Annotated in this window: 24 protein-coding genes; 11 read left to right on the top strand and 13 right to left on the bottom strand. The window is 69.5% G+C overall.

Features of this window, described 5'->3' with window-relative positions:
• Positions 1 to 34 precede the first annotated feature (34 nt).
• Together ABLE68_RS11155 and ABLE68_RS11150 are read left to right on the top strand one after the other, a co-directional pair.
• Positions 35 to 1,384, top strand: coding sequence for an MFS transporter (locus ABLE68_RS11155; RefSeq protein WP_348871393.1), 1,350 nt, complete (start codon positions 35 to 37; stop codon positions 1,382 to 1,384).
• Between the two features lie 4 nt (positions 1,385 to 1,388).
• Positions 1,389 to 2,402: a TIGR03617 family F420-dependent LLM class oxidoreductase gene (locus tag ABLE68_RS11150; protein WP_348871392.1), complete on the top strand. Its 1,014-nt coding sequence runs from the start codon at positions 1,389 to 1,391 to the stop codon at positions 2,400 to 2,402.
• Here the strand turns inward: ABLE68_RS11150 and ABLE68_RS11145 are convergent.
• The 6 genes from ABLE68_RS11145 to ABLE68_RS11120 all read right to left on the bottom strand — a co-directional run bounded on the left by ABLE68_RS11145 (position 2,396) and on the right by ABLE68_RS11120 (position 7,576).
• Positions 2,396 to 3,022 (bottom strand): hypothetical protein, encoded by a 627-nt coding sequence (locus ABLE68_RS11145; RefSeq protein ID WP_348871391.1) that lies wholly within the window; start codon positions 3,020 to 3,022, stop codon positions 2,396 to 2,398. The genes ABLE68_RS11150 and ABLE68_RS11145 overlap by 7 nt on opposite strands.
• A gap of 191 nt (positions 3,023 to 3,213) precedes the next feature.
• On the bottom strand, positions 3,214 to 4,110 hold the full coding sequence (locus tag ABLE68_RS11140; RefSeq protein WP_348871390.1) for an LLM class flavin-dependent oxidoreductase: 897 nt from the start codon (positions 4,108 to 4,110) through the stop codon (positions 3,214 to 3,216).
• A gap of 694 nt (positions 4,111 to 4,804) precedes the next feature.
• Positions 4,805 to 5,305 (bottom strand): dihydrofolate reductase family protein, encoded by a 501-nt coding sequence (locus ABLE68_RS11135; RefSeq protein WP_348873260.1) that lies wholly within the window; start codon positions 5,303 to 5,305, stop codon positions 4,805 to 4,807.
• A gap of 77 nt (positions 5,306 to 5,382) precedes the next feature.
• The gene (locus tag ABLE68_RS11130) at positions 5,383 to 5,877 is read right to left on the bottom strand and encodes a class III extradiol ring-cleavage dioxygenase family protein (RefSeq protein ID WP_348871389.1); all 495 of its coding nucleotides are present in this window, start codon (positions 5,875 to 5,877) and stop codon (positions 5,383 to 5,385) included.
• Complete coding sequence (gene folP, locus ABLE68_RS11125; protein WP_348871388.1) at positions 5,874 to 6,737, bottom strand: dihydropteroate synthase; 864 nt, start codon at positions 6,735 to 6,737, stop codon at positions 5,874 to 5,876. Before folP ends, ABLE68_RS11130 begins: the two co-directional genes overlap by 4 nt.
• Complete coding sequence (locus ABLE68_RS11120; RefSeq protein WP_348871387.1) at positions 6,734 to 7,576, bottom strand: glucosyl-3-phosphoglycerate synthase; 843 nt, start codon at positions 7,574 to 7,576, stop codon at positions 6,734 to 6,736. Before ABLE68_RS11120 ends, folP begins: the two co-directional genes overlap by 4 nt.
• Positions 7,577 to 7,654: 78 nt before the next feature.
• Between ABLE68_RS11120 and ABLE68_RS11115 the strand changes: the two genes are divergently transcribed.
• Together ABLE68_RS11115 and ABLE68_RS11110 are read left to right on the top strand one after the other, a co-directional pair.
• Positions 7,655 to 8,260: a TetR/AcrR family transcriptional regulator gene (locus ABLE68_RS11115; protein WP_348871386.1), complete on the top strand. Its 606-nt coding sequence runs from the start codon at positions 7,655 to 7,657 to the stop codon at positions 8,258 to 8,260.
• Positions 8,257 to 8,874 (top strand): TetR/AcrR family transcriptional regulator, encoded by a 618-nt coding sequence (locus tag ABLE68_RS11110; RefSeq protein WP_348871385.1) that lies wholly within the window; start codon positions 8,257 to 8,259, stop codon positions 8,872 to 8,874. Before ABLE68_RS11115 ends, ABLE68_RS11110 begins: the two co-directional genes overlap by 4 nt.
• Here the strand turns inward: ABLE68_RS11110 and ABLE68_RS11105 are convergent, their stop codons facing one another.
• Positions 8,875 to 9,537 carry an N-acetylmuramoyl-L-alanine amidase family protein gene (locus ABLE68_RS11105; protein WP_348871384.1) on the bottom strand — a complete coding sequence of 221 codons (663 nt, stop codon included), beginning with the start codon at positions 9,535 to 9,537 and terminating at the stop codon, positions 8,875 to 8,877. It abuts the gene before it with no gap.
• A 159-nt stretch (positions 9,538 to 9,696) separates the two neighbouring features.
• Between ABLE68_RS11105 and galE the strand changes: the two genes are divergently transcribed.
• Positions 9,697 to 10,665, top strand: coding sequence for a UDP-glucose 4-epimerase GalE (galE, locus tag ABLE68_RS11100; protein WP_348871383.1), 969 nt, complete (start codon positions 9,697 to 9,699; stop codon positions 10,663 to 10,665).
• 32 nt (positions 10,666 to 10,697) lie between these two features.
• Here galE and ABLE68_RS11095 read toward each other — a convergent pair whose 3' ends face one another.
• Genes ABLE68_RS11095 through ABLE68_RS11085 form a run of 3 tightly spaced genes read right to left on the bottom strand, consistent with a single transcriptional unit; the run spans position 10,698 to position 12,096 of the window.
• Positions 10,698 to 11,258 (bottom strand): TIGR03086 family metal-binding protein, encoded by a 561-nt coding sequence (locus ABLE68_RS11095; RefSeq protein WP_348871382.1) that lies wholly within the window; start codon positions 11,256 to 11,258, stop codon positions 10,698 to 10,700.
• A complete protein-coding gene (locus tag ABLE68_RS11090; RefSeq protein WP_348871381.1) occupies positions 11,255 to 11,749 on the bottom strand; it encodes an SRPBCC family protein in 495 nt (164 codons plus the stop codon). Before ABLE68_RS11090 ends, ABLE68_RS11095 begins: the two co-directional genes overlap by 4 nt.
• A complete protein-coding gene (locus ABLE68_RS11085; protein WP_348871380.1) occupies positions 11,746 to 12,096 on the bottom strand; it encodes an ArsR/SmtB family transcription factor in 351 nt (116 codons plus the stop codon). Before ABLE68_RS11085 ends, ABLE68_RS11090 begins: the two co-directional genes overlap by 4 nt.
• Positions 12,097 to 12,207: 111 nt before the next feature.
• Here ABLE68_RS11085 and ABLE68_RS11080 point away from each other — a divergent pair, with 111 nt between their 5' ends.
• On the top strand, positions 12,208 to 12,366 hold the full coding sequence (locus ABLE68_RS11080; protein ID WP_348871379.1) for a hypothetical protein: 159 nt from the start codon (positions 12,208 to 12,210) through the stop codon (positions 12,364 to 12,366).
• Here ABLE68_RS11080 and ABLE68_RS11075 read toward each other — a convergent pair.
• A complete protein-coding gene (locus tag ABLE68_RS11075; protein ID WP_348871378.1) occupies positions 12,318 to 12,485 on the bottom strand; it encodes a hypothetical protein in 168 nt (55 codons plus the stop codon). The two genes, ABLE68_RS11080 and ABLE68_RS11075, sit on opposite strands and share 49 nt — an antisense overlap.
• 223 nt (positions 12,486 to 12,708) lie before the next feature.
• On the opposite strand from ABLE68_RS11075, the gene ABLE68_RS11070 reads away from it, so the two are divergent.
• From ABLE68_RS11070 to ABLE68_RS11060, 3 genes are read left to right on the top strand one after another with little or no spacing between them, the layout of a single operon-like run.
• Complete coding sequence (locus ABLE68_RS11070; RefSeq protein ID WP_348871377.1) at positions 12,709 to 14,163, top strand: sugar transferase; 1,455 nt, start codon at positions 12,709 to 12,711, stop codon at positions 14,161 to 14,163.
• Positions 14,164 to 14,194: 31 nt separating this feature from the next.
• Positions 14,195 to 15,175, top strand: coding sequence for a GDP-mannose 4,6-dehydratase (gmd, locus tag ABLE68_RS11065; protein WP_348871376.1), 981 nt, complete (start codon positions 14,195 to 14,197; stop codon positions 15,173 to 15,175).
• Position 15,176: 1 nt separating this feature from the next.
• A complete protein-coding gene (locus tag ABLE68_RS11060) occupies positions 15,177 to 16,151 on the top strand; it encodes a GDP-mannose 4,6-dehydratase (RefSeq protein ID WP_348871375.1) in 975 nt (324 codons plus the stop codon).
• Here the strand turns inward: ABLE68_RS11060 and rfbA are convergent.
• On the bottom strand, positions 16,124 to 16,987 hold the full coding sequence (rfbA, locus tag ABLE68_RS11055) for a glucose-1-phosphate thymidylyltransferase RfbA (protein WP_348871374.1): 864 nt from the start codon (positions 16,985 to 16,987) through the stop codon (positions 16,124 to 16,126). The two genes, ABLE68_RS11060 and rfbA, sit on opposite strands and share 28 nt — an antisense overlap.
• Before the next feature lie 34 nt (positions 16,988 to 17,021).
• On the opposite strand from rfbA, the gene rfbB reads away from it, so the two are divergent.
• Together rfbB and ABLE68_RS11045 are read left to right on the top strand one after the other, a co-directional pair.
• Positions 17,022 to 18,020 (top strand): dTDP-glucose 4,6-dehydratase, encoded by a 999-nt coding sequence (rfbB, locus tag ABLE68_RS11050; protein WP_348871373.1) that lies wholly within the window; start codon positions 17,022 to 17,024, stop codon positions 18,018 to 18,020.
• 2 nt (positions 18,021 to 18,022) lie between these two features.
• The gene (locus tag ABLE68_RS11045; RefSeq protein WP_348871372.1) at positions 18,023 to 19,414 is read left to right on the top strand and encodes a sugar nucleotide-binding protein; all 1,392 of its coding nucleotides are present in this window, start codon (positions 18,023 to 18,025) and stop codon (positions 19,412 to 19,414) included.
• Here the strand turns inward: ABLE68_RS11045 and ABLE68_RS11040 are convergent.
• On the bottom strand, positions 19,387 to 19,743 hold the full coding sequence (locus ABLE68_RS11040; RefSeq protein WP_348871371.1) for a phosphomannose isomerase type II C-terminal cupin domain: 357 nt from the start codon (positions 19,741 to 19,743) through the stop codon (positions 19,387 to 19,389). The two genes, ABLE68_RS11045 and ABLE68_RS11040, sit on opposite strands and share 28 nt — an antisense overlap.
• Positions 19,744 to 19,823 lie beyond the last annotated feature (80 nt).

The following is a 19,823-nucleotide window of genomic DNA, read 5'->3' as shown; positions in this document are numbered from 1 at the left end:
TCAGTTGAGCATCCAGGGTGGGCAGCAACGGTTGTTGCTGCCCACCTTGGCGTTGCTGACCACGATCACGGCGATCGTCTCGTCGCTCGGTGCACCGCTGGTGCCCTCGATCGCGGAGACGTACGACGTCCGCCTCACCACCGCGCAGTGGTCGCTGACCGCGACGCTGCTGGTCGGCGCGGTCGCGACTCCCGTCGTGGGCCGGTTCGCGAGCGGTCGGCTGCGGCGCCCGACGATCCTGGTCGGGCTGGCCGTCGTCACAGCCGGGACCGCGATCGCGATCGTCCCCACGACGTACGCCGTGCTGGTCACCGGCCGCGCGATGCAGGGCGTCGGCATGGCCCTGCTCCCGCTCGCGATCGCGGTCGCCCGTGACGCGCTGACCGGCGAGCCGATGAACCGCGCCATCGCGCTGCTCTCGGTCACCACCGTCGCCGGTGCGGGGCTGGGCTACCCGCTGACCGCGTTCGTGGCCGAGTTCGGCGGCCTGTCCGCGGCGTACGCCCTCGGGACGGTGCTCACCGGGGCGACGCTCCTGATGGCCTGGCGGCACCTGCCGGGGTCGGACGAGGTCGCGCCGGCGCGCGTCGACTGGGCCGGAGCCGGGCTGCTGACCGTCGGGATGCTCGCGCTGCTCCTCACCATCAGCGAGGGCGAGGTGTGGGGCTGGGCGTCGGCGCGCACGCTCGTCCTGGGCCTGGTCGGGCTGGCGCTGCTCGTGGTCTGGGTGTTCTGGACGCTCCGCAGCACGACCCCGCTGGTCGACCTGCGGATGGCGGTGCGGCACGGTGTCGCGGCCCCGAACCTGGTCGCCCTCGTCGCCGGTCTGGGGATGTACTGCCTGCTGACGCTCTCGGTGGTCCTGGTGCGGGCCGACGAGCCGGGCTTCGGCCTCGACGAGCCCGTCTGGGTCGCCGGGATGATCCTGGTGCCCTACTCGATCGCGAGCGTGCTCGGCAACCAGCTCGCGCGGTGGGTGCGGGTGCGGCTGGGGTCGCACGTGCTGCTGCCGACCGGCTGCCTGATGTTCCTCGCGTCGACGGTCACGCTCGCGTTCTTCCACGAGACGCTGTGGGAGCTCTTCCTGGCGATGGCGATCGGCGGGGTCGGCAGCGGCTTCACGTTCTCCTCGCTCGCGGTGCTGATGGTGCCCTACGTGCCGCAGTCCGAGACCGGCAGCGCGGTCGCGTTCAACCAGGTCCTGCGCTACCTCGGCTTCACGATCGGCAGCGCGCTCAGCGTGGCGCTGATGGCGGTGTACGGCGGCGGCAGCCACGGCTTCCGGACCACGCTGCTGACGGTGTCGACCGTCTTCGTCGCCGCGACCGTCGGCGCGTTGGTGCTGGACCGGGCCGCCCGCGCGCCCCGCCGTACGCCACACTGACCGCGTGCTGCTCGACATCCAGCTGGACGCCCGCCCCGACCTCGCCGCCGACCGAGCCCGCGAGCTCGCGGCGACCGGCATCGCCGGGCTCTTCACGTTCGAGGGACCGCACGACGTCTTCCTGCCGCTGGCGGCCGCCGCCGCGACCGGCGTCGACGCCGACCTGATGACCAACGTCGCGATCGCGATGCCACGCAGCCCGATGCACCTCGCCAACGCGGCCTGGGACCTGCAGCTGATGTCCGGCGGCCGCTTCCGGCTCGGGCTCGGGTCGCAGATCAAGCCGCACATCGAGAAGAGGTACGGCGCCACCTGGTCGCCGCCGGCCGCGCGGATGCGCGAGATCGTGCTCGCCGTGAAGGCGATCCTCTCCTCGTGGCAGGACGGAACACCCCTGCACTTCGAGGGCGAGCACACCCGCCACACGCTCATGCCCCCGACCTTCGTCCCCGGCCCGAACCCGTACGGCGTCCCGCCGGTGCTGCTCGGCGCGCTCGGACCGGTCATGACGCGCACGGCCGCCGAGGTCGCCGACGGCCTGCTGGTGATGCCGTTCCACAGCCACACGCACTTCCGGACGCGCACGCTGCCGGCCGTCGACGAGGGCCTCGCCCGGTCGGGTCGCCGCCGCGAGGACTTCGCGATCCTGCCGCAGGTGATCACGGCCATGGGTCGCACCCACGCCGAGATGGAGGCCGCGACGGCCGGCGTGCGCGGGCTGCTGGCGTTCTACGGCTCCACCCCGGCGTACGTCCCGGTCCTGGAGGCCGAGGGGTGGGCCGACGTACAGCCATCGCTGAACGCGCTGTCGAAGGTGGGCGACTACGGCGCCATGTTCGAGCTCGTCACCGACGAGATGCTGACGACCCTCGCCGTACGAGGAACTCCGGAGGAGTGCGCGACCGAGATCAAGCGCCGCTTCGGCGACGTGGCCGAGCGGGTGTGCTGCTACTTCCCGGGCTACGAGCCGCCGCTCGACCAGGTCACGGCGCTGGCCGACGCTTTGCGGGCTCAGTAGCGCCGCGGCGCGACCGGCTTCGTGGCCTGGATCGCGATGCCCGCGAAGCCGATCACGAAGAACAGCACAGTCACCTTGCCCATCCAGTCCGGCAACAGGCCGGCGGCGAGCGCCAACACGAAGTGCAGTAGCAGCAGGAAGGGCACCCAGCGGGGCACGGTGCCCGCACGGAGGAGGGCCAGGGCCAGGAGCAGCTCGCCGATCAGGAACCCGGCGAGCCAGGCGTAGAGGAAGATCAGCAGCCCGGTGTCATGGGCGACGTCGTCGACACCCTTGTTGCGGATCGTCTCGGTGACGACCAGGGCACGGAAGAAGACGAGCAGCATCGCGTAACCGGCGGTGCCGATGAACCCGAAGGCGAGAACGACGGCGCTCGTCAGCCCGAGGGTCCGGCCGCGCCGCTCGACAAGGGTCAGGACGGATGGCAACCCGAGGGTGAGGCACACGGCGGCCAGGAAGTCGATCGCCGCTGCCGTCATCCACACACCGCCCTGGTCCTGGACGACCTGGATCGCGTCGGCAGCGCCGTTGGTCGTCGGCAGCAGGAAGGAACCGAGCGCCAACGCGAGCGCCCCGGTCAGCAACAACGCAGCCGACACCGGCAGCCAGTCCATCCGCACGAGCGCACTGTAGGTCCTGCTGGACGGCGTGACTCCCAAAAGGCCGGTTCTCACCTCAGCGAGTCAGACCACTGCTCGTTGGTTGAGGAAGGACGAAGTCCTGTCTCGAAACTCCGGAAGCCGACGTAGCGCCTTGGGTGCAGGGGTTTCGAGACGGTCGCTGCGCGACCTCCTCAACCAACGGTGATGATTCAGACCAGGAGCTCAGCGACCCGCTCCACCTGCTCGACCGACGAGCCGGTGGGGATGAGCTGGACCTCGTCGGCGCCGAGGTCCTCGATCCGGCGCAGGACGTCGCGCAGCTCGGCCTCGGTGCCGGCGAACCCGGCCGTGGCGGCGAGGGCGTCGACGTACTGCGACGGGATCCAGTTCATGTAGTGCAGGAGGTGGCGGTGCACCTGGGCGCGGGCCTGTCCGTCGCCCTGGTCGAGCGCGAACCAGAACGACGTGGTGATCCTCGGCGCCGCGCGTCCAGCCTCGGCCCACGCTGCCCGGGTCAGGTCGAAGAGCTTGGCCATCTCCGCGAGGTCGAGGTCGAGGGACATACCGGCCAGGCCGTCGGCCCAGGCGGCTGCACTGCGGATGGTCTTCGGACCGAGGGTGCCGACCAAGAGCTCGGGTCCGCCCGGCTGCACGGGCGGTGGGCCGACCGGGAGCACCGCGTCGGTGACCTTCTCACCGGCCCACACCCGCTTCATCACGGCGACGCGATCGGCCATGCCGGCCATCGTCTTCGTGTCGAGCGGGGCGCCGGCCGCGCGGTAGTCCTCCTCGCGACCACCGACGCCGAGGCCCACGCTGAGCCGGCCTCCCGTGAGCTGGTCGCCCGTCGCCAGGGCCTTGGCGAGCGGGACCGGCTCGTGCAGCTGGGGTACGACGACCGTGGTGACGACCCGGGCTCGCGAGGTCCAGGCGGCGACCGCGCCGAGCAGGGTCATCGAGTCCGGGTTGTCGAAGGCCATCCGCTCGCCGAAGCAGACCGACGAGAAGGGACCGGCGTCGATGGCCCGGGCCCAGCTCTCGAGCGTCGCCGCTCCCTCGACCCACAGGTCCGGTTCCATGACCGGCAGCGTCATCCCGATGTCCACGAGCCCTAGTCTGGCGCCCATGATCTCGACTCGGGGCGCCACCGCGCTGGTGCTTGCGCTCGGGTTGGCCGTCATCGCCTTCACTGTCTGGGCCTACGTCGACTTCCAGGACAAGGTGGACGAGGCGACGAGTGCGGCGACCGAGATCACCCAGTCGGCCATGGCGACCCCTGCGCCGTCCCCGTCAGCTGTCGCGAAGAAAGTGACGTCGCTGTGGATCGGTGACGGCTACACCGACTGCGCCGCCGCCCACGCACTCGGCTGGAAGTGCGACCTGGACGCCGAGCGGGGCACCGGCTTCCTCAGCGACGGCCAGGTCTTCGACAAGGACAACGCAGCGTTGCCCAAGCGGCTCGACGCCACCAAGCCCGCTCCCGACGTCGTCGTGGTCGACGCCGGCCGCAACGACCTCGGCGTCTACTCCGAAGCGGCGATCGACCAGGCGATGGTGACGTACGGCGCCCGGCTGCGCGCGGCGTACCCCGACGCGATCATCGTCCAGGTCGTCCCGTGGACGCTCGATCAGCAGAAGTCGATCCCCGGCCTCGCGGCCGCGGTGAGCGCAGTGGCTGACGACAACGGGGCGTACGTCGTCGACCCGTGGGCCGACGGGTGGGCGGGTCGGACCATCGGGGCGAAGCTGATCGGTCAGGAGCTCGCCGACTCGATACGCGCGCTCGACCTGCCCGTTCAGCTAGACGAACCAGCGCCCGAGCAGCGTGCCGTCCTCCTCGAGGAGGGTCTGCAACCGCAGTGGTACGTCGACCGGCGGACCCTGCAGGATCCGCGGGTGCTCCCCGCCGACCAGCTGCGGGACGATCGTCGCGCACAGCTCGTCGACGGCGCCGCCGGCGACCAAGGTGGCGAGCAGGGAAGGCCCGCCCTCGCAGAGGATGTTGCTCCATCCCCGCTCGACCAGCATTGACTTGAACGCGATCGGATCACCGAGCGGCATGACCTCCACCGACCCGGCAGGTGCATCGCGCAAACCCTCCGGCACCTCGGCGCCGCGACTGATCACCACCAACGGTCGATCGACAGGTCGGTAGCCCTCGATGCGTGCGGTTCCGGCGCCTACGACGATGACGTCGGCCAGGGCGCGGAGCTGCTCGAAGACCTGTTTGTCGACGGCGTTGTTGATCGACCCGCTCTTGCCCGAGTCGCCGGTCGCCGCGCCGTCGACGGTGTGGACCATGTTGACCCGGAGCCAGGGCGTCCGCGGCGCGGCGTATAGCTCCTCGAGGTCGTCGGTGTCAGGACCGATGAGCACCCTCATGACTGCCACCTCATCACCCAGTACTGCACGCCGAACGGGTCGTCGTCGTAGTCGACCGTCGCCTCGCCGCTGAGCAGGTCGCCGGCCTGCTGGATGCCGTCCAGGCTCGCCAGGAGGCTCGACCCGAGCTCGGAGGACGGCCACTGCGGTTCCTTCGACACCAGAGCGGCCCGGAGCGCGTCGTCGAACGCGAACGACCGCTCGTCGAGGTGCCCGGGTGCCTTCTCCGTACGCCGGGCCGAGCCGTTGCCGACCACGAGGTAGCTCTCGGTGGTTGAGGAAGGACGAAGTCCTGTCTCGAAACCCCCGACGGCCGACAGCAGAGCCTCAGCCACCCGCCGACCCTGCGGGTCAGCCAGGATCTCGACCGGGCCAGGCCCGAGCCACGCGACCGCGTCGAGGCAGGCGGCCCGCAGCTCCGCGACCGGGTCGACGAGCCCGGCGTACTCCGGGAGCAGTGCGAGCACGCCCGGCACCAGGACCGCTCTCACTGCAGCCCCCGGATCGCGCGCTTCGGCGGCCGACGGCCGGCGATCGTGTCGATCATGTCGACGACCTGCCGGGTCTCGACGACCTCGTGCACCCGGTAGATGCGAGCGCCCGCGAGGGCACAGACCGCGGTCGCCGCGAGAGTCCCTACCAGGCGTGAGCCGACCGGCAGGTCGAGGGTCTCGCCGACGAAGTCCTTGTTGGATAGGGAGACCAGCACCGGGTAACCGGTGTCGACCATCTCGCCGAGCCGACGGGTGAGCTCGAGGGAGTGGAAGGTGTTCTTGCCGAAGTCGTGGGCCGGGTCGATCACGACCGACTGCGGGGAAACGCCCGCGGCGACCGCGCGCGAGGCGTAGGCGACCGTGTCGGCGATCGCGGCGGCCACCACGTCGTCGTACTCGATCCGGTAGGGCCGGGTCCGTGGGGTCACGCCGCCGGTGTGGGTGCAGATCACCGCCGCGTCGTACGACGCCGCAGCGTCGACGAGCTCGGGGTCGGCGCCTCCCCAGGCGTCGTTGAGCACGTCGGCACCGGCGGCGCACACGGCCGCGCCCACAGACGCGCGCCAGGTATCGACCGAGATCACGAGCGAGGGGAAGGTCTCGCGGACCCGGGCGACGAAGTCGACCACCCGGTCGCGCTCCTCGGCCTCGGAGATCTCGACCCCCGGCGCGGCCTTGATGCCGCCGATGTCGACGATCTCGGCGCCCTGCGACACCACCAGCGCGACCCGCTCGAAGGCCTTGTCCTCGGCCCAGGTGGCGCCCTGGTCGTAGAACGAGTCAGGGGTGCGGTTGACGATCGCCATCATCAGGCGTGCGTCGTCGGCGAACTCGTGCCGGCCGAGCTTGAGCGTCATCCGACCAGCACCGCCGGCTGCCGCTCGTCGACCTCGGGGCCGGCGCCGACCCGGGCCAGTGCGGCGGCGAGGATCTGGGTCGACATGCCGCTGAGGTCGCGCAGCGACTGGTGGCGGTGGGCGCGGGTGCCGAGGTCGACCTGAGCGATCGCGCCGAGACCACGGGAGCGCAGCGTGTCGACGAGCGCGGCGAGCTCCACGGCGTAGCCGTGCGGGACGCTCAGCTGCTCGAACAGCGAGCGGCGCACGGCCCACTCCCCCGCCAGCGGCTGGTGGAGCCCGCCCAGCTCGGGGAAGAGCAGCCGGATCAGCGGCCGGGCGACCAGCTCGGTCACGCGACCCCCCTCGAACGGCACGGCGGCGTCGCCCGACATCATCGGCCGCTCGTAGAAGCCCTTCACGAGCTCGACCTCGGGCGCGGTCAGCAGCGGACCGAGCAGTCCCGGGACGAAATGGGTGTCCCAGTCGACCAGGTCGGCGTCCATGAAGACGATCAGCTCGCCCGACGTGACGAAGAGCGACTTCCACATCGCCTCGCCCTTGCCCGGGAGGGTGCCGAGGTCGGGACGGATCTCCATCGACCGGTGCACCGTGGCTCCGGCGTCGGTCGCCACGTCGTACGTGTCGTCCGTCGAGTCGGAGTCGATCACGACGATCTCGTCGAGCAGCTCGACGGTGTCCATGAGCGCCTCGCGCACCCGGGTGACGACGGCTCCGACCGTCGCGGCCTCGTTGCGCGCGGGGACGACGAGGCTGACGACCCGCTCCCCCTTGGCCGCCACGAGATCGGCGAGAGTCCAGTCCGTCCAGTGATGGGTGGCAGGGCGCTGATCGGACACGTCCGTGAGCCTATCGGGGGGTCCAGACCGCTCACTTGGGCCATTCGCGACGGCAGGTGTCGGATGTTTGAATCAATCATGAACACGGGGGCAGAAAATCGGAGTCGAGGGCGCCCGCGCACGCCCGGGGCGGAGGAGAAGATCCTCGCGGCAGCACTGGCGGAGTACGGCGAGCACGGCTGGTCGGGCTTCACGATGGACGCGGTGGCGCGCCGCGCCGGCGTCGGCAAGTCGACCGTCTACCTGCGCTGGCACGACAAGGATGCGCTGCTCACCGACGCCGTCCGCCTGCGCAGCCACGAGGTGGCCGACGTCGACACCGGGTCGCTGCGCGGCGACCTGACCGGCCTGGCCACCGCCGTCTTCCAGGAGTTCTCCGACCCCGAGGGCTGGGCCGGCTTCCGGATGGTCGTCGACAGCGCCAGCGAGACCGAGTCGATCGGCAACTTCACCCGTGAGGTCAGCGGCGTCCACCGCGAGGTGATCGAGGGCATCTTCACACGCGCCCTCGATCGTGGTGAAGTGACGGGGCAGGTCCAACCGCTGGCCATCACCGACCTCATCTACGGCGCCGCGCTCTTCTACGCACTCGGCCGGCGCCTCGACCACCGCCCACCCGACGAGGGCGAGCTGACAGCCCGGGTGGCCGACGTCGTCAAGATCGTCATCGAAGGGCTCCCATGACCGATCAACAAGGCCCGCGCCGAGGGCGCGGGCGACCCCGCACGCCCGGTGCAGAGCAGAAGATCCTCGCGGCCGCCCTGTCGGAGTACGCCGAGCGCGGGTGGTCCGGCTTCACCATGGACGCCGTCGCGCGCCGCGCCGGGGTCGGCAAGTCGACCGTCTACCTGCGGTGGGCGGACAAGGACGCGCTCCTGACCGAGGCCGTGTCGACCAGCGCCCAGGCGATCGCGCTCCCCGACAGCGGCACGCTGCGCGACGACATCGCGGAGGTCGTGCACAGCACGATGCGCCACTTCCACAGCGATCACGGCTGGGCGACCATCCGGGTCACCTTCGACCACGCCAGCACGAGCGAGGAGATGGGTCAGTTCGCCGAGATGGTGACCATGGTCCACGGCTCCAAGGTCCGGCAGATCTGCGACCGCGCGGTCGAGCGTGGTGAGCTCTCGTCCGACATGCCACCCGGCCTGGTCTCGGAGATGATCTTCGGCGCGGCGCTCATCAACGCGCTCTCGGAGCGGCTCGAGGGGCGCACCGACGCCGACGCCGACCTGGTCGAGCGCGCGGACCGGATGATCGACATCATCGTGCGCGGCATCGCCGCCAGCGACTGATCAGTCCAGGAAGCGGCGTACGCCGTCCGCGAGACCGCGCGCATAGGTGGCGCGCCCCGCGGCACTCGTCATCCGGTGGGCGTCCGTCGGGTTGCGCATGTTGCCGAGCTCGACCATGACGGTCGGGACGCCGGAGAGGTTGAGGGTCGCGAGGTCGGAGCGGAAGTCGAGGCCGTCCCCGCCCGCGATGTAGTTGGCGACCGGCAGCCCTTCGTGACGCAGCCCCGCGCGGGTGTCGACGGCGAACCGCTTCGAGGGGCGGTAGATGTCATGGGTCCACGGGCGCCGGTCGGTCGGCGCGATCACGTGGAAGCCGTGCGCCCCCGCCGTGTAGGACCCGTCGCCGTGGATGCTGATCTTGAGGTCGGCGTCGATGTTGTTGCCGGCCCGCCCACGCTTGTCGACGCAAGGACCCCACTTGTCCTGGCGGTTGCTGTGGCGGGTCATCTTCACGGTCGCGCCGAGCCGCTCGAGCTTGGCCTTCAGCCGCCCCGCGACCTGCCAGGCCAAGGTCGCCTCCGGGTAGCCGGCGTCCGTGGCCGTGCCCGTCGTGTTGCACGGCTTCGCGAAGCCGCCCGCCGGCACCTGCCGGTTGATCTGGCGCGGGAAGTTGTGGTTGCCGAGCTGGTGGCCCGGGTCGATCACGACGACACGACCCGCCAACGGCCGGTCTTCCCCGGTGACCGTTGCCGGTGGTTGAGGAGGTTGCGCAGCAACCGTCTCGAAACCCCCGCACCCGAGAAGCAGTAGCACGAGCGACAAGCTCCCGAGGCCAGCCATGCGACGCACCATGTCCTCACCCTAGGTGGATAGGGTCGAAGCATGAGTTGGCTGGTCACCGGCGGCGCCGGTTACATCGGGTCCCACGTCGTCCTCGCCCTGGCCGAGGCCGGGATGGATCCCGTTGTCCTCGACGACCTGTCCTCGGGGCACGCGGACTACGTGCCGGAAAGCGTCTCCTTCGTCCGTGGATCGCTGCTCGACGAGAAGCTGCTTGCTGCCACCCTGGACGAGCACCAGATCGAAGGCGTGGTCCACCTCGCAGGCTTCAAGTACGCCGGGGTGTCGGTCTCCCGGCCGCTGCACACCTACGAGCAGAACGTCACCGGCACGATCAACCTACTTCGCGCCATGCGCGACACGGGTGTGTCCAACCTGGTGTTCTCCTCCAGCGCGGCGACCTTCGGCACGCCTGACGTCGACCTGGTGACCGAGCAGACTCCGACCCACCCGGAGTCGCCGTACGGCGAGAGCAAGCTGGCCGGCGAGTGGCTGATCGCCGACGCCGGACGGGCGCACGGGCTCCGCCACACGTCGCTGCGCTACTTCAACGTCGTCGGCTCGGGTTCGCCCGACCTCCCGGACACCAGCCCGCACAACCTCTTCCCGCTGGTCTTCGACGCGCTCGCCGAGGGCCGCACGCCGCGGATCAACGGCACCGACTACCCGACGCCCGACGGCACCTGCGTGCGCGACTACGTGCACGTCTCGGATCTCGCGCTCGCCCACGTCGTCGCGGCGCGCCGGCTCCTGGCTGGCGACACGCTGGAGCCCGTCTACAACCTCGGCAGCGGTGAAGGCGTTTCGGTCCGGCAGATCATGGATACCGTGCGCGAGGTCACCGGAATCGACTTCGAGCCCGAGATCCACGACCGGCGCCCGGGTGACCCGGCGCGGATCGTCGCCAGCGGCGAGCTGGCCGCCCGCGACATCGGCTGGGAGATGCGCCACGACCTCGAGTCGATGGTCAGGAGCGCGTGGGAGGCCCGTCGGGCCCGCTCCGGTGGTTGAGGTGCGAGCGAAGCGAGCCTCGAAACCACCCCTCAGGTAGGACTCCAGCCCGGATCCCGCCCGATAAACGCCATCAGGCGCGTCTGAACGTCGGCGTCGGCCGGGACCTCGACCCGCGGCCCGTACTGTCCGCTCGCCCGCAGCATCTCGTCCATCGGCTCCATGCCCGCGAGCATCACTGCGCACCGCTCGGCGTCGAGCGTGTCGTCCTGACCGGTCGCGCGCCCCAGGTCCCACGTGTGCATGAAGACGTCGGCGGTGTAGAACCGCGACACCGCCTGGTCGAGCGGCACGTCACCGATGTGCGGGTTGCTGAGCACCTTCGACGGGGTCGCAGGGTCGTCGAGCAGCTCCTGGACCGCATCGCAGTGCACCCGCCACGCGCCGACCGGGTCGACATCGACCGACGGGCCCGACGCGAGGAGGACACCGGCGCCGCCCTCGAGAAGAGCCGGGAGCCACTCCACGAGATGGCGTACGACGTCGCGCGCGACCCAGCCCTCGACCGGGGCCGGCGCGTCCCAGTTGCTCGCGCCGACCACGCGGAGCGTGAACTCACCGGCGACCCGACGATGCTCCTCGGCCGGGGTCACGACTGCTCCCGCAGCAGCTCGTCGAGCTTCTCGTAGCCCTCGATCACGCCGGTGTCCATGCCGCTCACGAGGATCTGGTCGCGGATCTCGATGGTCTCGACGACCGACGTAGCGACGGTGCGACAACGTCCCCCCTCGAGCGGCTCGAAGGTCAGCGTCTCGAGACTGACCGCGTCGGCACCGCCGTCGTACGAGAAGGTCTGCACCAGTCGTTCGTCGGGCCGGACCTCGTGGAAGGACCCCCAGAACCCCATCGAGAACCCTTCGGAGGGTCGGGACGACGTGTAACGCCACTCCCCGCCGGTCCGGGCGTCCCAGACGTCGATGGTGGTGTCGATGCTGCGCGGACCGATCCACCGCACGAAGAGCTCGGGGTCGACCCACGCGCGGAAGACCTGCGCGGGCGGGGCGTCGAACTCGCGGACGATCCGGATGACCGGCAGGTCGGGCACCGCCTCGATCTCGGTCAGGTTGCGCGCCGTCGTGCTCATGAAGCTGCTCCTTCTTCCTCATCGTCAGCGGCCAGCTCGGCCAGCACACCGTCCAGGCGGGTGTAGCGCTCCTCGGCCCGCCGCCGGTAGCGCTCGATCCAGGCGGTCATCAGGTCGAAGACCTCGGCCTCCAGGTGCACCGGGCGCCGCTGGGCATCCCGGCTGCGACTCACCAGCCCGGCCTCCTCGAGCACCTTGAGGTGCTTGGAGACCGCCTGCACGCTCACGTCGTACGGCGCCGCGAGCTGGCCGACGCTCGCGTCACCGTCGGCCGCGAGCCGCGCGACGAGGTCTCGGCGGGTCGGATCGGCCAGGGCCTGGAACGCCCGAGACAGCTGATCGGCCACCACAACCTCCTCAACCGATTGGTTGAGGAAGAGACTACGTGCAAATTCCTCAAGGCGCCACCGTCCGTGCCGATCGGAGCACTGACCGGTTCACGGATGAAAGGTCCCGCCATGATCTTCGACTTCCCGCACGAGCCCACCCCACTCGCGCTCACCACGCCGTTCGAGGACTGGTGCGACCTCGTCGGCACCCACCCCGAGAACCCGGACGCGTGGACCTTCTACGTGCGCAGCGTCGGCATCGAGGACCACGCGCCCGCAGCTTCGTGATCGGCTGACGGCTCGACCATCTCGCCCGCGCGGAAGGCCCGCCCGACGGCAACCGCAAGCGGGATCGGCAGCACGCACCAGGCGAGGATCAGGACACCCACGATCGCGATGATCGTCATGTCCCTAGTGTGATGCCCGACACATGCGTTCAAACCTCCGCCACACCGGTCATTCGCCAATGTCGTCCAGTTGTCGCCAGAACCGCCTGCGGTCGTAACAATTTCCCTCTACGGTCAGTTCGCACCGCGGCAGGGTCGACAATTGCCCTGCAGGGGTGAATCGTGACGGGGGTCTCGGGTCGCACGAATGTGGCTCGGGACGATGACATTTGTTTGGACTGCAATGACGCTTCTCTCGCTTAGACGCACGCGGACGGTAGGGACGCCCAGTCGCGCCCTGCGGTTCCTCCCCGCGACGGCGCTGGTCCTCGACCTTGCGATCATCACCGTGGTCGGCATGCTGGCGGTGTGGGGTCGGCAGCGCCTCGGCGTCTTCGACAACCCGGCCGACGTCTCGTCGTCGCTGACGTACGCCGGGCCGCTCATCCTGCTCGGCTGGCTACTCATCATCGCGGCCTTCGGTGGCTACCGCGACGACATCTTCGGAGCCGGCACCGAGGAGTACAAGCGGGTCCTCAACGCCAGCCTCGTGACGACTGGTCTGCTGGGCGTCGGGTGCTACATGGCGAAGTTCCAGCTGTCGCGCGGCTTCTACCTGCTCGCGTTCGGCCTCGGCATCCCCGCCCTGCTCCTGGGTCGATTCCTGCTCCGCCGAGCAATCCACCAAGCGCGACGCCAGGGCAAGCTGCAGTACAGGGTCCTGATCGCTGGTAGTGGACGGCACGTCGACGAGGTCGCCTCCGTGCTGCGTCGCGAGTCGTGGCTCGGCTATGACGTGGCCGGAGCGTTGTTGCCCGGCAACGACCAACGCGAGGAGACAACCGGAGGGATCCCCGTGCTGGGCGCCTCGGACCAGGTCACGAAGCTGATCGCGACGACGAGTGCTGACATCGTCTTCTTCGCTGGCGGCGCCCTGGCGTCCGCCGGAGAGCTACGCAGCATCGTCTGGGACCTCGAGAAGGCCGACGTCCAAGTGGTTGTCGCCCCGAGCGTCACCGACATCTCCGGCGAGCGGATCAAGGTCCGCCCGGTCGGAGGGTTGCCACTGATGCACATCGACCCGCCGCGCTCCACGGACGCATCGCGGATTGGCAAGCGACTCTTCGATCTCTTGGGATCAACCGCCCTGATCGCAGCGTTCAGCCCGCTGTTCCTCGTCGCCTCAGCACGTATCAAGCTTCATGATCGGGGACCAGTGCTGTTTCGCCAGACCCGGATCGGTCGGGACGGCGAGGAGTTCACCTGCTTGAAATATCGAACAATGGTCATGGACGCAGACCAGCAGATCGCAGGCCTTCAGGAGCAGGCGGGACAGACCGCGCTTCTGTTCAAGATGAAGGACGATCCACGGATCACCAAGCCCGGCAGGTGGTTGCGCCGCTACTCGGTCGACGAGCTGCCACAGTTGTTCAACGTGCTCAAGGGCGACATGAGCCTCGTCGGTCCGCGCCCTCAGGTTGCTCGCGAAGTAGCGCTCTACGAGGGTCACATGTCGCGGCGTTTGCGTGTCCGTCCTGGAATGACCGGCCTGTGGCAGGTGTCCGGTCGCAGCGAGCTGACCCTCGAAGAAGCCATCCGGCTGGATCTGTACTACGTGGACAACTGGTCCTTGGTCCAGGACGTATCGATCTTGGCCCGCACGATCGGCGCTGTCTTCGGAAGTCGCGGCGCCTACTAAGACCGGCGACGGGATCGGGCACAATTCCTCCATGCCCACCGCACTGATCACCGGTATCACCGGCCAGGACGGCCTGTACCTCGCCGAGCTCCTGCTCCAGAAGGGGTACGCCGTCCACGGCGTGATCCGGGGACAGAACAACCCCAAGCGCGACCTCGTCGAGACCCTGCTGCCGGAGGTCCGCCTGCACAACGGCGACCTGACCGACATGTCGAGCCTGATCCGGGCGCTGCGCGACTCCGACCCCAACGAGGTCTACAACCTGGGGGCTGTGTCGTTCGTGGCCTACTCGTGGGAGAACGCCGCCCTCACGACCGACGTGACGGCCAAGGGCGTCCTCAACATGCTCGAGGCGGTCCGGTTGCACACCGGCGACCACCCGGAGCGGGTCCGCTTCTACCAGGCCTCGAGCTCGGAGATGTTCGGCAAGGTGCAGGAGGTCCCGCAGCACGAGCGCACGCTGCTGTGGCCGCGATCGCCGTACGGCGTGAGCAAGGTCTTCGGCCACTACATGACCATCAACTACCGCGAGTCCTACGGCATGCACGCGTCCTCGGGGATCCTCTTCAACCACGAGTCGCCGCGCCGCGGACCGGAGTTCGTCACCCGCAAGATCAGCGAGGCGGTGGCGCGGATCAAGCTGGGCCTCCAGGACGAGCTCGTGCTCGGCAATCTCGATGCCGAGCGCGACTGGGGCTTCGCGGGCGACTACGTCGAGGCCATGTGGCTGATGCTCCAGCAGCCGGCCGGCGACGACTACGTCATCGCGACCGGCGAGACCCACTCGATCCGCGACTTCCTGGATGCCGCCTTCAGCCACGTGGGCATCGACGACTGGACGCCCTACGTCCGCCAGGACCAGCGGTTCATGCGGCCGGCTGAGGTCGACCACCTGATCGGCGACGCGAGCAAGGCCCGAGAGGTGCTCGGCTGGAAGCCCCGGGTGTCCTTCAGCGAGCTGGTCGCCATCATGGTCGACGCCGACCTCGCCGCCACCCGCGGCGGCTGGTGACATGACCCGCGCGTTCATCACCGGGATCAGCGGCCAGGACGGCAGCTACCTCGCGGAACGGCTGCTCGCCGAGGGGGTCGAGGTGCACGCGCTCGCCCATGCGCTCGAGCCGCTGCCCGACGCTCCCGGCGTCGAGCTGCACCGGGGGGACCTGGGCGACATCGACGAGGTCCGGTCCCTCCTGCTCGACCTGGCGCCCGACGAGGTCTACAACCTGGCCGCTCTGAGCTCGGTCGCGAGGTCGTGGGACGAGCCCGACCTGACCGCCCGAGTCAACGGACTGGCCGCCGCCGCCCTCCTCGAGTCCGCGCTGCTGGTCCAGGAGAAGCAGGACCGGGTCGTGCGGTTCGTCCAGGCATCGAGCGCCGAGATCTTCGGACAGCCCGACCGGACTCCGCAGGACGAGTCGACATCGCTTCGACCGGTCAACCCGTACGGCGCCGCCAAGGCCTACGCCCACCTCATGGTCGACGTCTACCGCCGACGCGACCTCCACGCCGTCAGCGCGATCCTCTACAACCACGAGTCGCCTCGCCGTCCAGCGCAGTTCGTGACCCGCAAGATCACCTCGACGGTCGCGGCGATCGCCCAGGGACGTGCCGGCTCCCTGACGCTCGGCAACCTCGACGCCCGGCGCGACTGGGGTTGGGCACCTGACTACGTCGATGCCATGGTGCGTGCTGCCCGCGCTGAGACACCTGGCGACTACGTGATCGCGACAGGAGTCGGTCGGTCTGTGCGCGAGTTCGTGGCCGCGGCCTTCGCCCGCGTGGGGATCGACGACTGGACGGACCTGGTCGCCGTCGACGAGGAGTTCGTCCGACCGGCCGACCCGACCGATCTCACCGGCGACGCCTCACGGGCGATGCGGGTGCTCGGCTGGATGCCCACCGTCGGCTTCGACGAGATCGTCGGGCGGATGGTCGACGCAGATCTTGCGGCCGGCACTCAGTCGTCGAGCAGCTCGACCAGATAACGGCCGTAGCCGCTCTTCATCAACGGCACCGCGCGTTCGGCCAGCTCGCCGTCGCTGAGCCAGCCCATCCGCCAGGCGACCTCCTCCGGAGCACCGACCTTGGTTCCCTGGCGCTTCTCGAGGGCGCGCACGTAGTTGCCGGCGTCGTTCAGGTCGTCGAAGGTCCCCGTGTCGAGCCAGGCGGACCCGCGCGGAAGCACCTCGACCTGGAGCTGTCCCTGCTCGAGGTACGTGCGGTTCAGGTCCGTGATCTCGAGCTCACCCCGCGCGGAGGGTCGCAGCTCCTTGGCTCGTGCGACGACGGTGGAGTCGTAGAAGTAGAGCCCAGGCACGGCAAAGCTGCTCCGCGGCTTGTCGGGCTTCTCCTCGAGAGAGATCGCCCGCCCGTCCTCGTCGAACTCGACGACGCCGTACGCCGCCGGATCGGCCACCCGGTAGCCGAACACCGCAGCGCCCTCGAGGGTCTCGAACCGGCGAAGCTGGCTTCCTAGTCCGGAGCCGTAGAAGATGTTGTCGCCGAGCACCAGCGCACTGCCTTGGTCGTTGATGTGCTCCTCGCCGATCAGGAACGCCTGCGCCAGACCGTCAGGGCTGTCCTGGGTCGCATAGCTGATCGAGATCCCGAACTGGCTGCCGTTCCCGAGCAGGCGATGGAACTGGTCCGCCTCGTGCGGGGTGGTGATCACCAGCACCTCGCGAATGCCGGCGAGCATGAGCGTCGTGAGCGGGTAGTAGATCATCGGCTTGTCGTAGACGGGCATCAGCTGCTTGCTGACCGCATGGGTGATCGGGTGCAGTCGGGAGCCGGTCCCGCCCGCGAGAATGATGCCGCGCATGCCGCAATCGTAGGGTGGCTCCTAGGATCGGACCATGGATCGACTGCTCGTGACCGGTGGCGCCGGGTTCATCGGCTCCAACTTCGTCCACCACCTCGTCGATCACACGGACGCAACCATCACCGTGCTCGACAAGCTCACGTACGCCGCCAGCCGCGAATCTCTCGCCGACCTCCCCGAGTCCCGCGTCCAGCTCGTGGTCGGCGACATCGCCGACTCCGCCACCGTCGATCCGCTGGTCGCCGCACACGACACCGTCGTGCACTTCGCTGCCGAGTCCCACAACGACAACTCGCTGAGCGACCCGTCGCCGTTCGTGCAGACCAACATCGTCGGCACCTTCACGCTGATCGAGGCGGCCCGCCGCCACGACAGCAGGTTCCACCACGTGTCGACCGACGAGGTCTACGGCGACCTGGCGCTGGACGACCCGAAGCGGTTCACCGAGGACACGCCGTACCACCCCAGCAGCCCCTACTCTGCGTCGAAGGCCGGCTCCGACCACCTGGTGCGCGCCTGGGTCCGCTCGTTCGGGCTGCGGGCGACGATCTCCAACTGCTCCAACAACTACGGCCCGTGGCAACACGTCGAGAAGTTCATCCCTCGCCAGATCACCGAGGTGATCGACGGCCGAAAGCCCCGTGTGTACGGCGACGGCCTGAACGTCCGCGACTGGATCCACACGGAGGACCACTCCTCAGCGGTTCTCGCGATCCTCGAGCGCGGCGAGATCGGGGAGACCTACCTGATCGGCGCCGACGGCGAGCGGAACAACCTCGAGGTCGTGCGGGCCATCCTGCGCCATCTCGGCCGCAGCGAGGACGACATCGAGTTCGTGCGCGACCGCGCGGGCCATGACCGCCGCTACGCGATCGAGTCGGGCAAGCTCCGGAGCCGGCTCGGCTGGCAGCCGCAGTACGCCGACTTCGACGCCGGACTGGCCGCGACGATCGAGTGGTACCTCACCCACGAGACCTGGTGGCGGCCGCACAAGGACGCCGTCGAAGCCTTCTACGCCGCCAAGGGGCAGTGACCGTGGCCGAGCTCTCGCTGGAGACCACGCCGATCCCCGGCCTGCTCGTCCTCCACCTCCCCGTGCACGAGGACTCGCGCGGCTGGTTCAAGGAGTCCTGGCAGCGCGCCAAGATGACGGCTCTCGGGCTCCCGGACTTCGGTCCGGTCCAGAACAACGTGTCGTTCAACGCCCGTCGCGGTGCTACCCGGGGCGTCCACACCGAGCCCTGGGACAAGTTCGTCTCGGTCGCCGCCGGTCGCGTCTTCGCCGCCTGGGTCGACCTGCGCGAGGGGGCGACGTTCGGGACGACCCACCACCTCGAGATCGGTCCCGAGACGGCCGTCTACGTGCCGCGCGGTGTCGGCAACTCCTACCAGGCGCTCGAGGACGGCACCGTCTACTCCTACCTGGTCAACGAGCACTGGCGACCCGACCAGGCCTACCCGGCGCTCGACCTCGGCGACCCGACGGCCTCGATCCCGTGGCCGATCCCGCTCGACGAAGCGGAGATCTCGGACAAGGACCTGGCGAACCCGGCCCTCGACTCCGTGGTTCCGATGTCGCCGAAGCGCACCCTCGTCATCGGCTGCCGCGGTCAGCTCGGCCGCGCCCTGCAGGCCGAGTTCCCCGGAACCGACGTCGTGGACCTCGACGAGCTGGACGTGACCGACGCCGATGCAGTCGCCGGCTGGCCGTGGCACGAGTACGCCCTCGTGCTCAACGCGGCCGCCTACACCGCCGTCGACGCCGCCGAGACGTTGGAGGGACGGCGTACGGCGTGGGCCGCGAACGCCGGCGCCCCGGCCACGCTCGCCCGTCTGTCCCGCGAGCACGGCTTCACGCTGGTGCACTACTCGAGCGAGTACGTGTTCGACGGCACCGAGACGCCCCACACCGAGGACGAGACCCTGTCACCGCTCGGGGTCTACGCGCAGAGCAAGGCAGCCGGCGACATCGCCCTCATGGCAGCGCCGCGGCACTACCTGCTGCGCACGTCCTGGGTGATCGGGGACGGACACAACTTCGTGCGCACCATGCAGCGCCTCGCCGACGCCGGCGTGTCCCCCACCGTCGTGGACGACCAGATCGGTCGCCTCACGTTCACCACCGAGCTCTCGCGGGCGACGAGACACCTCCTCGACGCCGGTGCGCCGTACGGGACCTACAACGTCACCAACGCCGGCGAGCCGACATCCTGGGCGGACGTCGCCAGGGCGGTCTTCCGCCTCTCGGGGCGCGCCGAGGACGACGTCTCCGCAACCTCGACGGCGATCTACTTCGCTGACAAGGACGCGGCTCCGCGCCCGCTCAACAGCGTTCTCGATCTCGCGAAGATCCGGGCCACCGGCTTCGAGCCGGAGGACGCCGAGATCGCGCTCGAACGCTACTGCTCGCTCGGGCAGCGCCCGTAGTCGTCCTCGAGGCGGACGATGTCGTCCTCGCCGGTGTACTCGCCGCGCTGCACCTCGATGATCACGAGCGTCTCGTCCTGCTCGTTGACGATGCGGTGCGCGGCGCCGAGCGGCACCTCGACGCAGTCACCGGGACCGGCGTACGACGACTCGCCCTCGACGACGCAGGTCGCCTTGCCGGAGACGATGACCCAGTGCTCCGAGCGGTGCACGTGCGTCTGGTACGAGAGCCGCGAGTGCGGCTTCACGACGATCCGCTTGACCTTGTAACCCGGCGCCTCGTCGAGGATCTCCCACGATCCCCACGGACGCTCTGAAGTCTCACCCATGTTCAACCCCCCAGTCGACTTACGGGTCCTACGCCGAGAAGGCTAGCCGCCCAGTCTGGTCCGCGTGGCGAAACGACGCA

Source organism: Nocardioides pollutisoli (assembly GCF_040045055.1).
Lineage (GTDB): Bacteria > Actinomycetota > Actinomycetes > Propionibacteriales > Nocardioidaceae > Nocardioides > Nocardioides tweenelious.
Note: the sequence above shows the minus strand (reverse complement) of the source record. Positions and strands in the feature narration are given on the sequence as shown.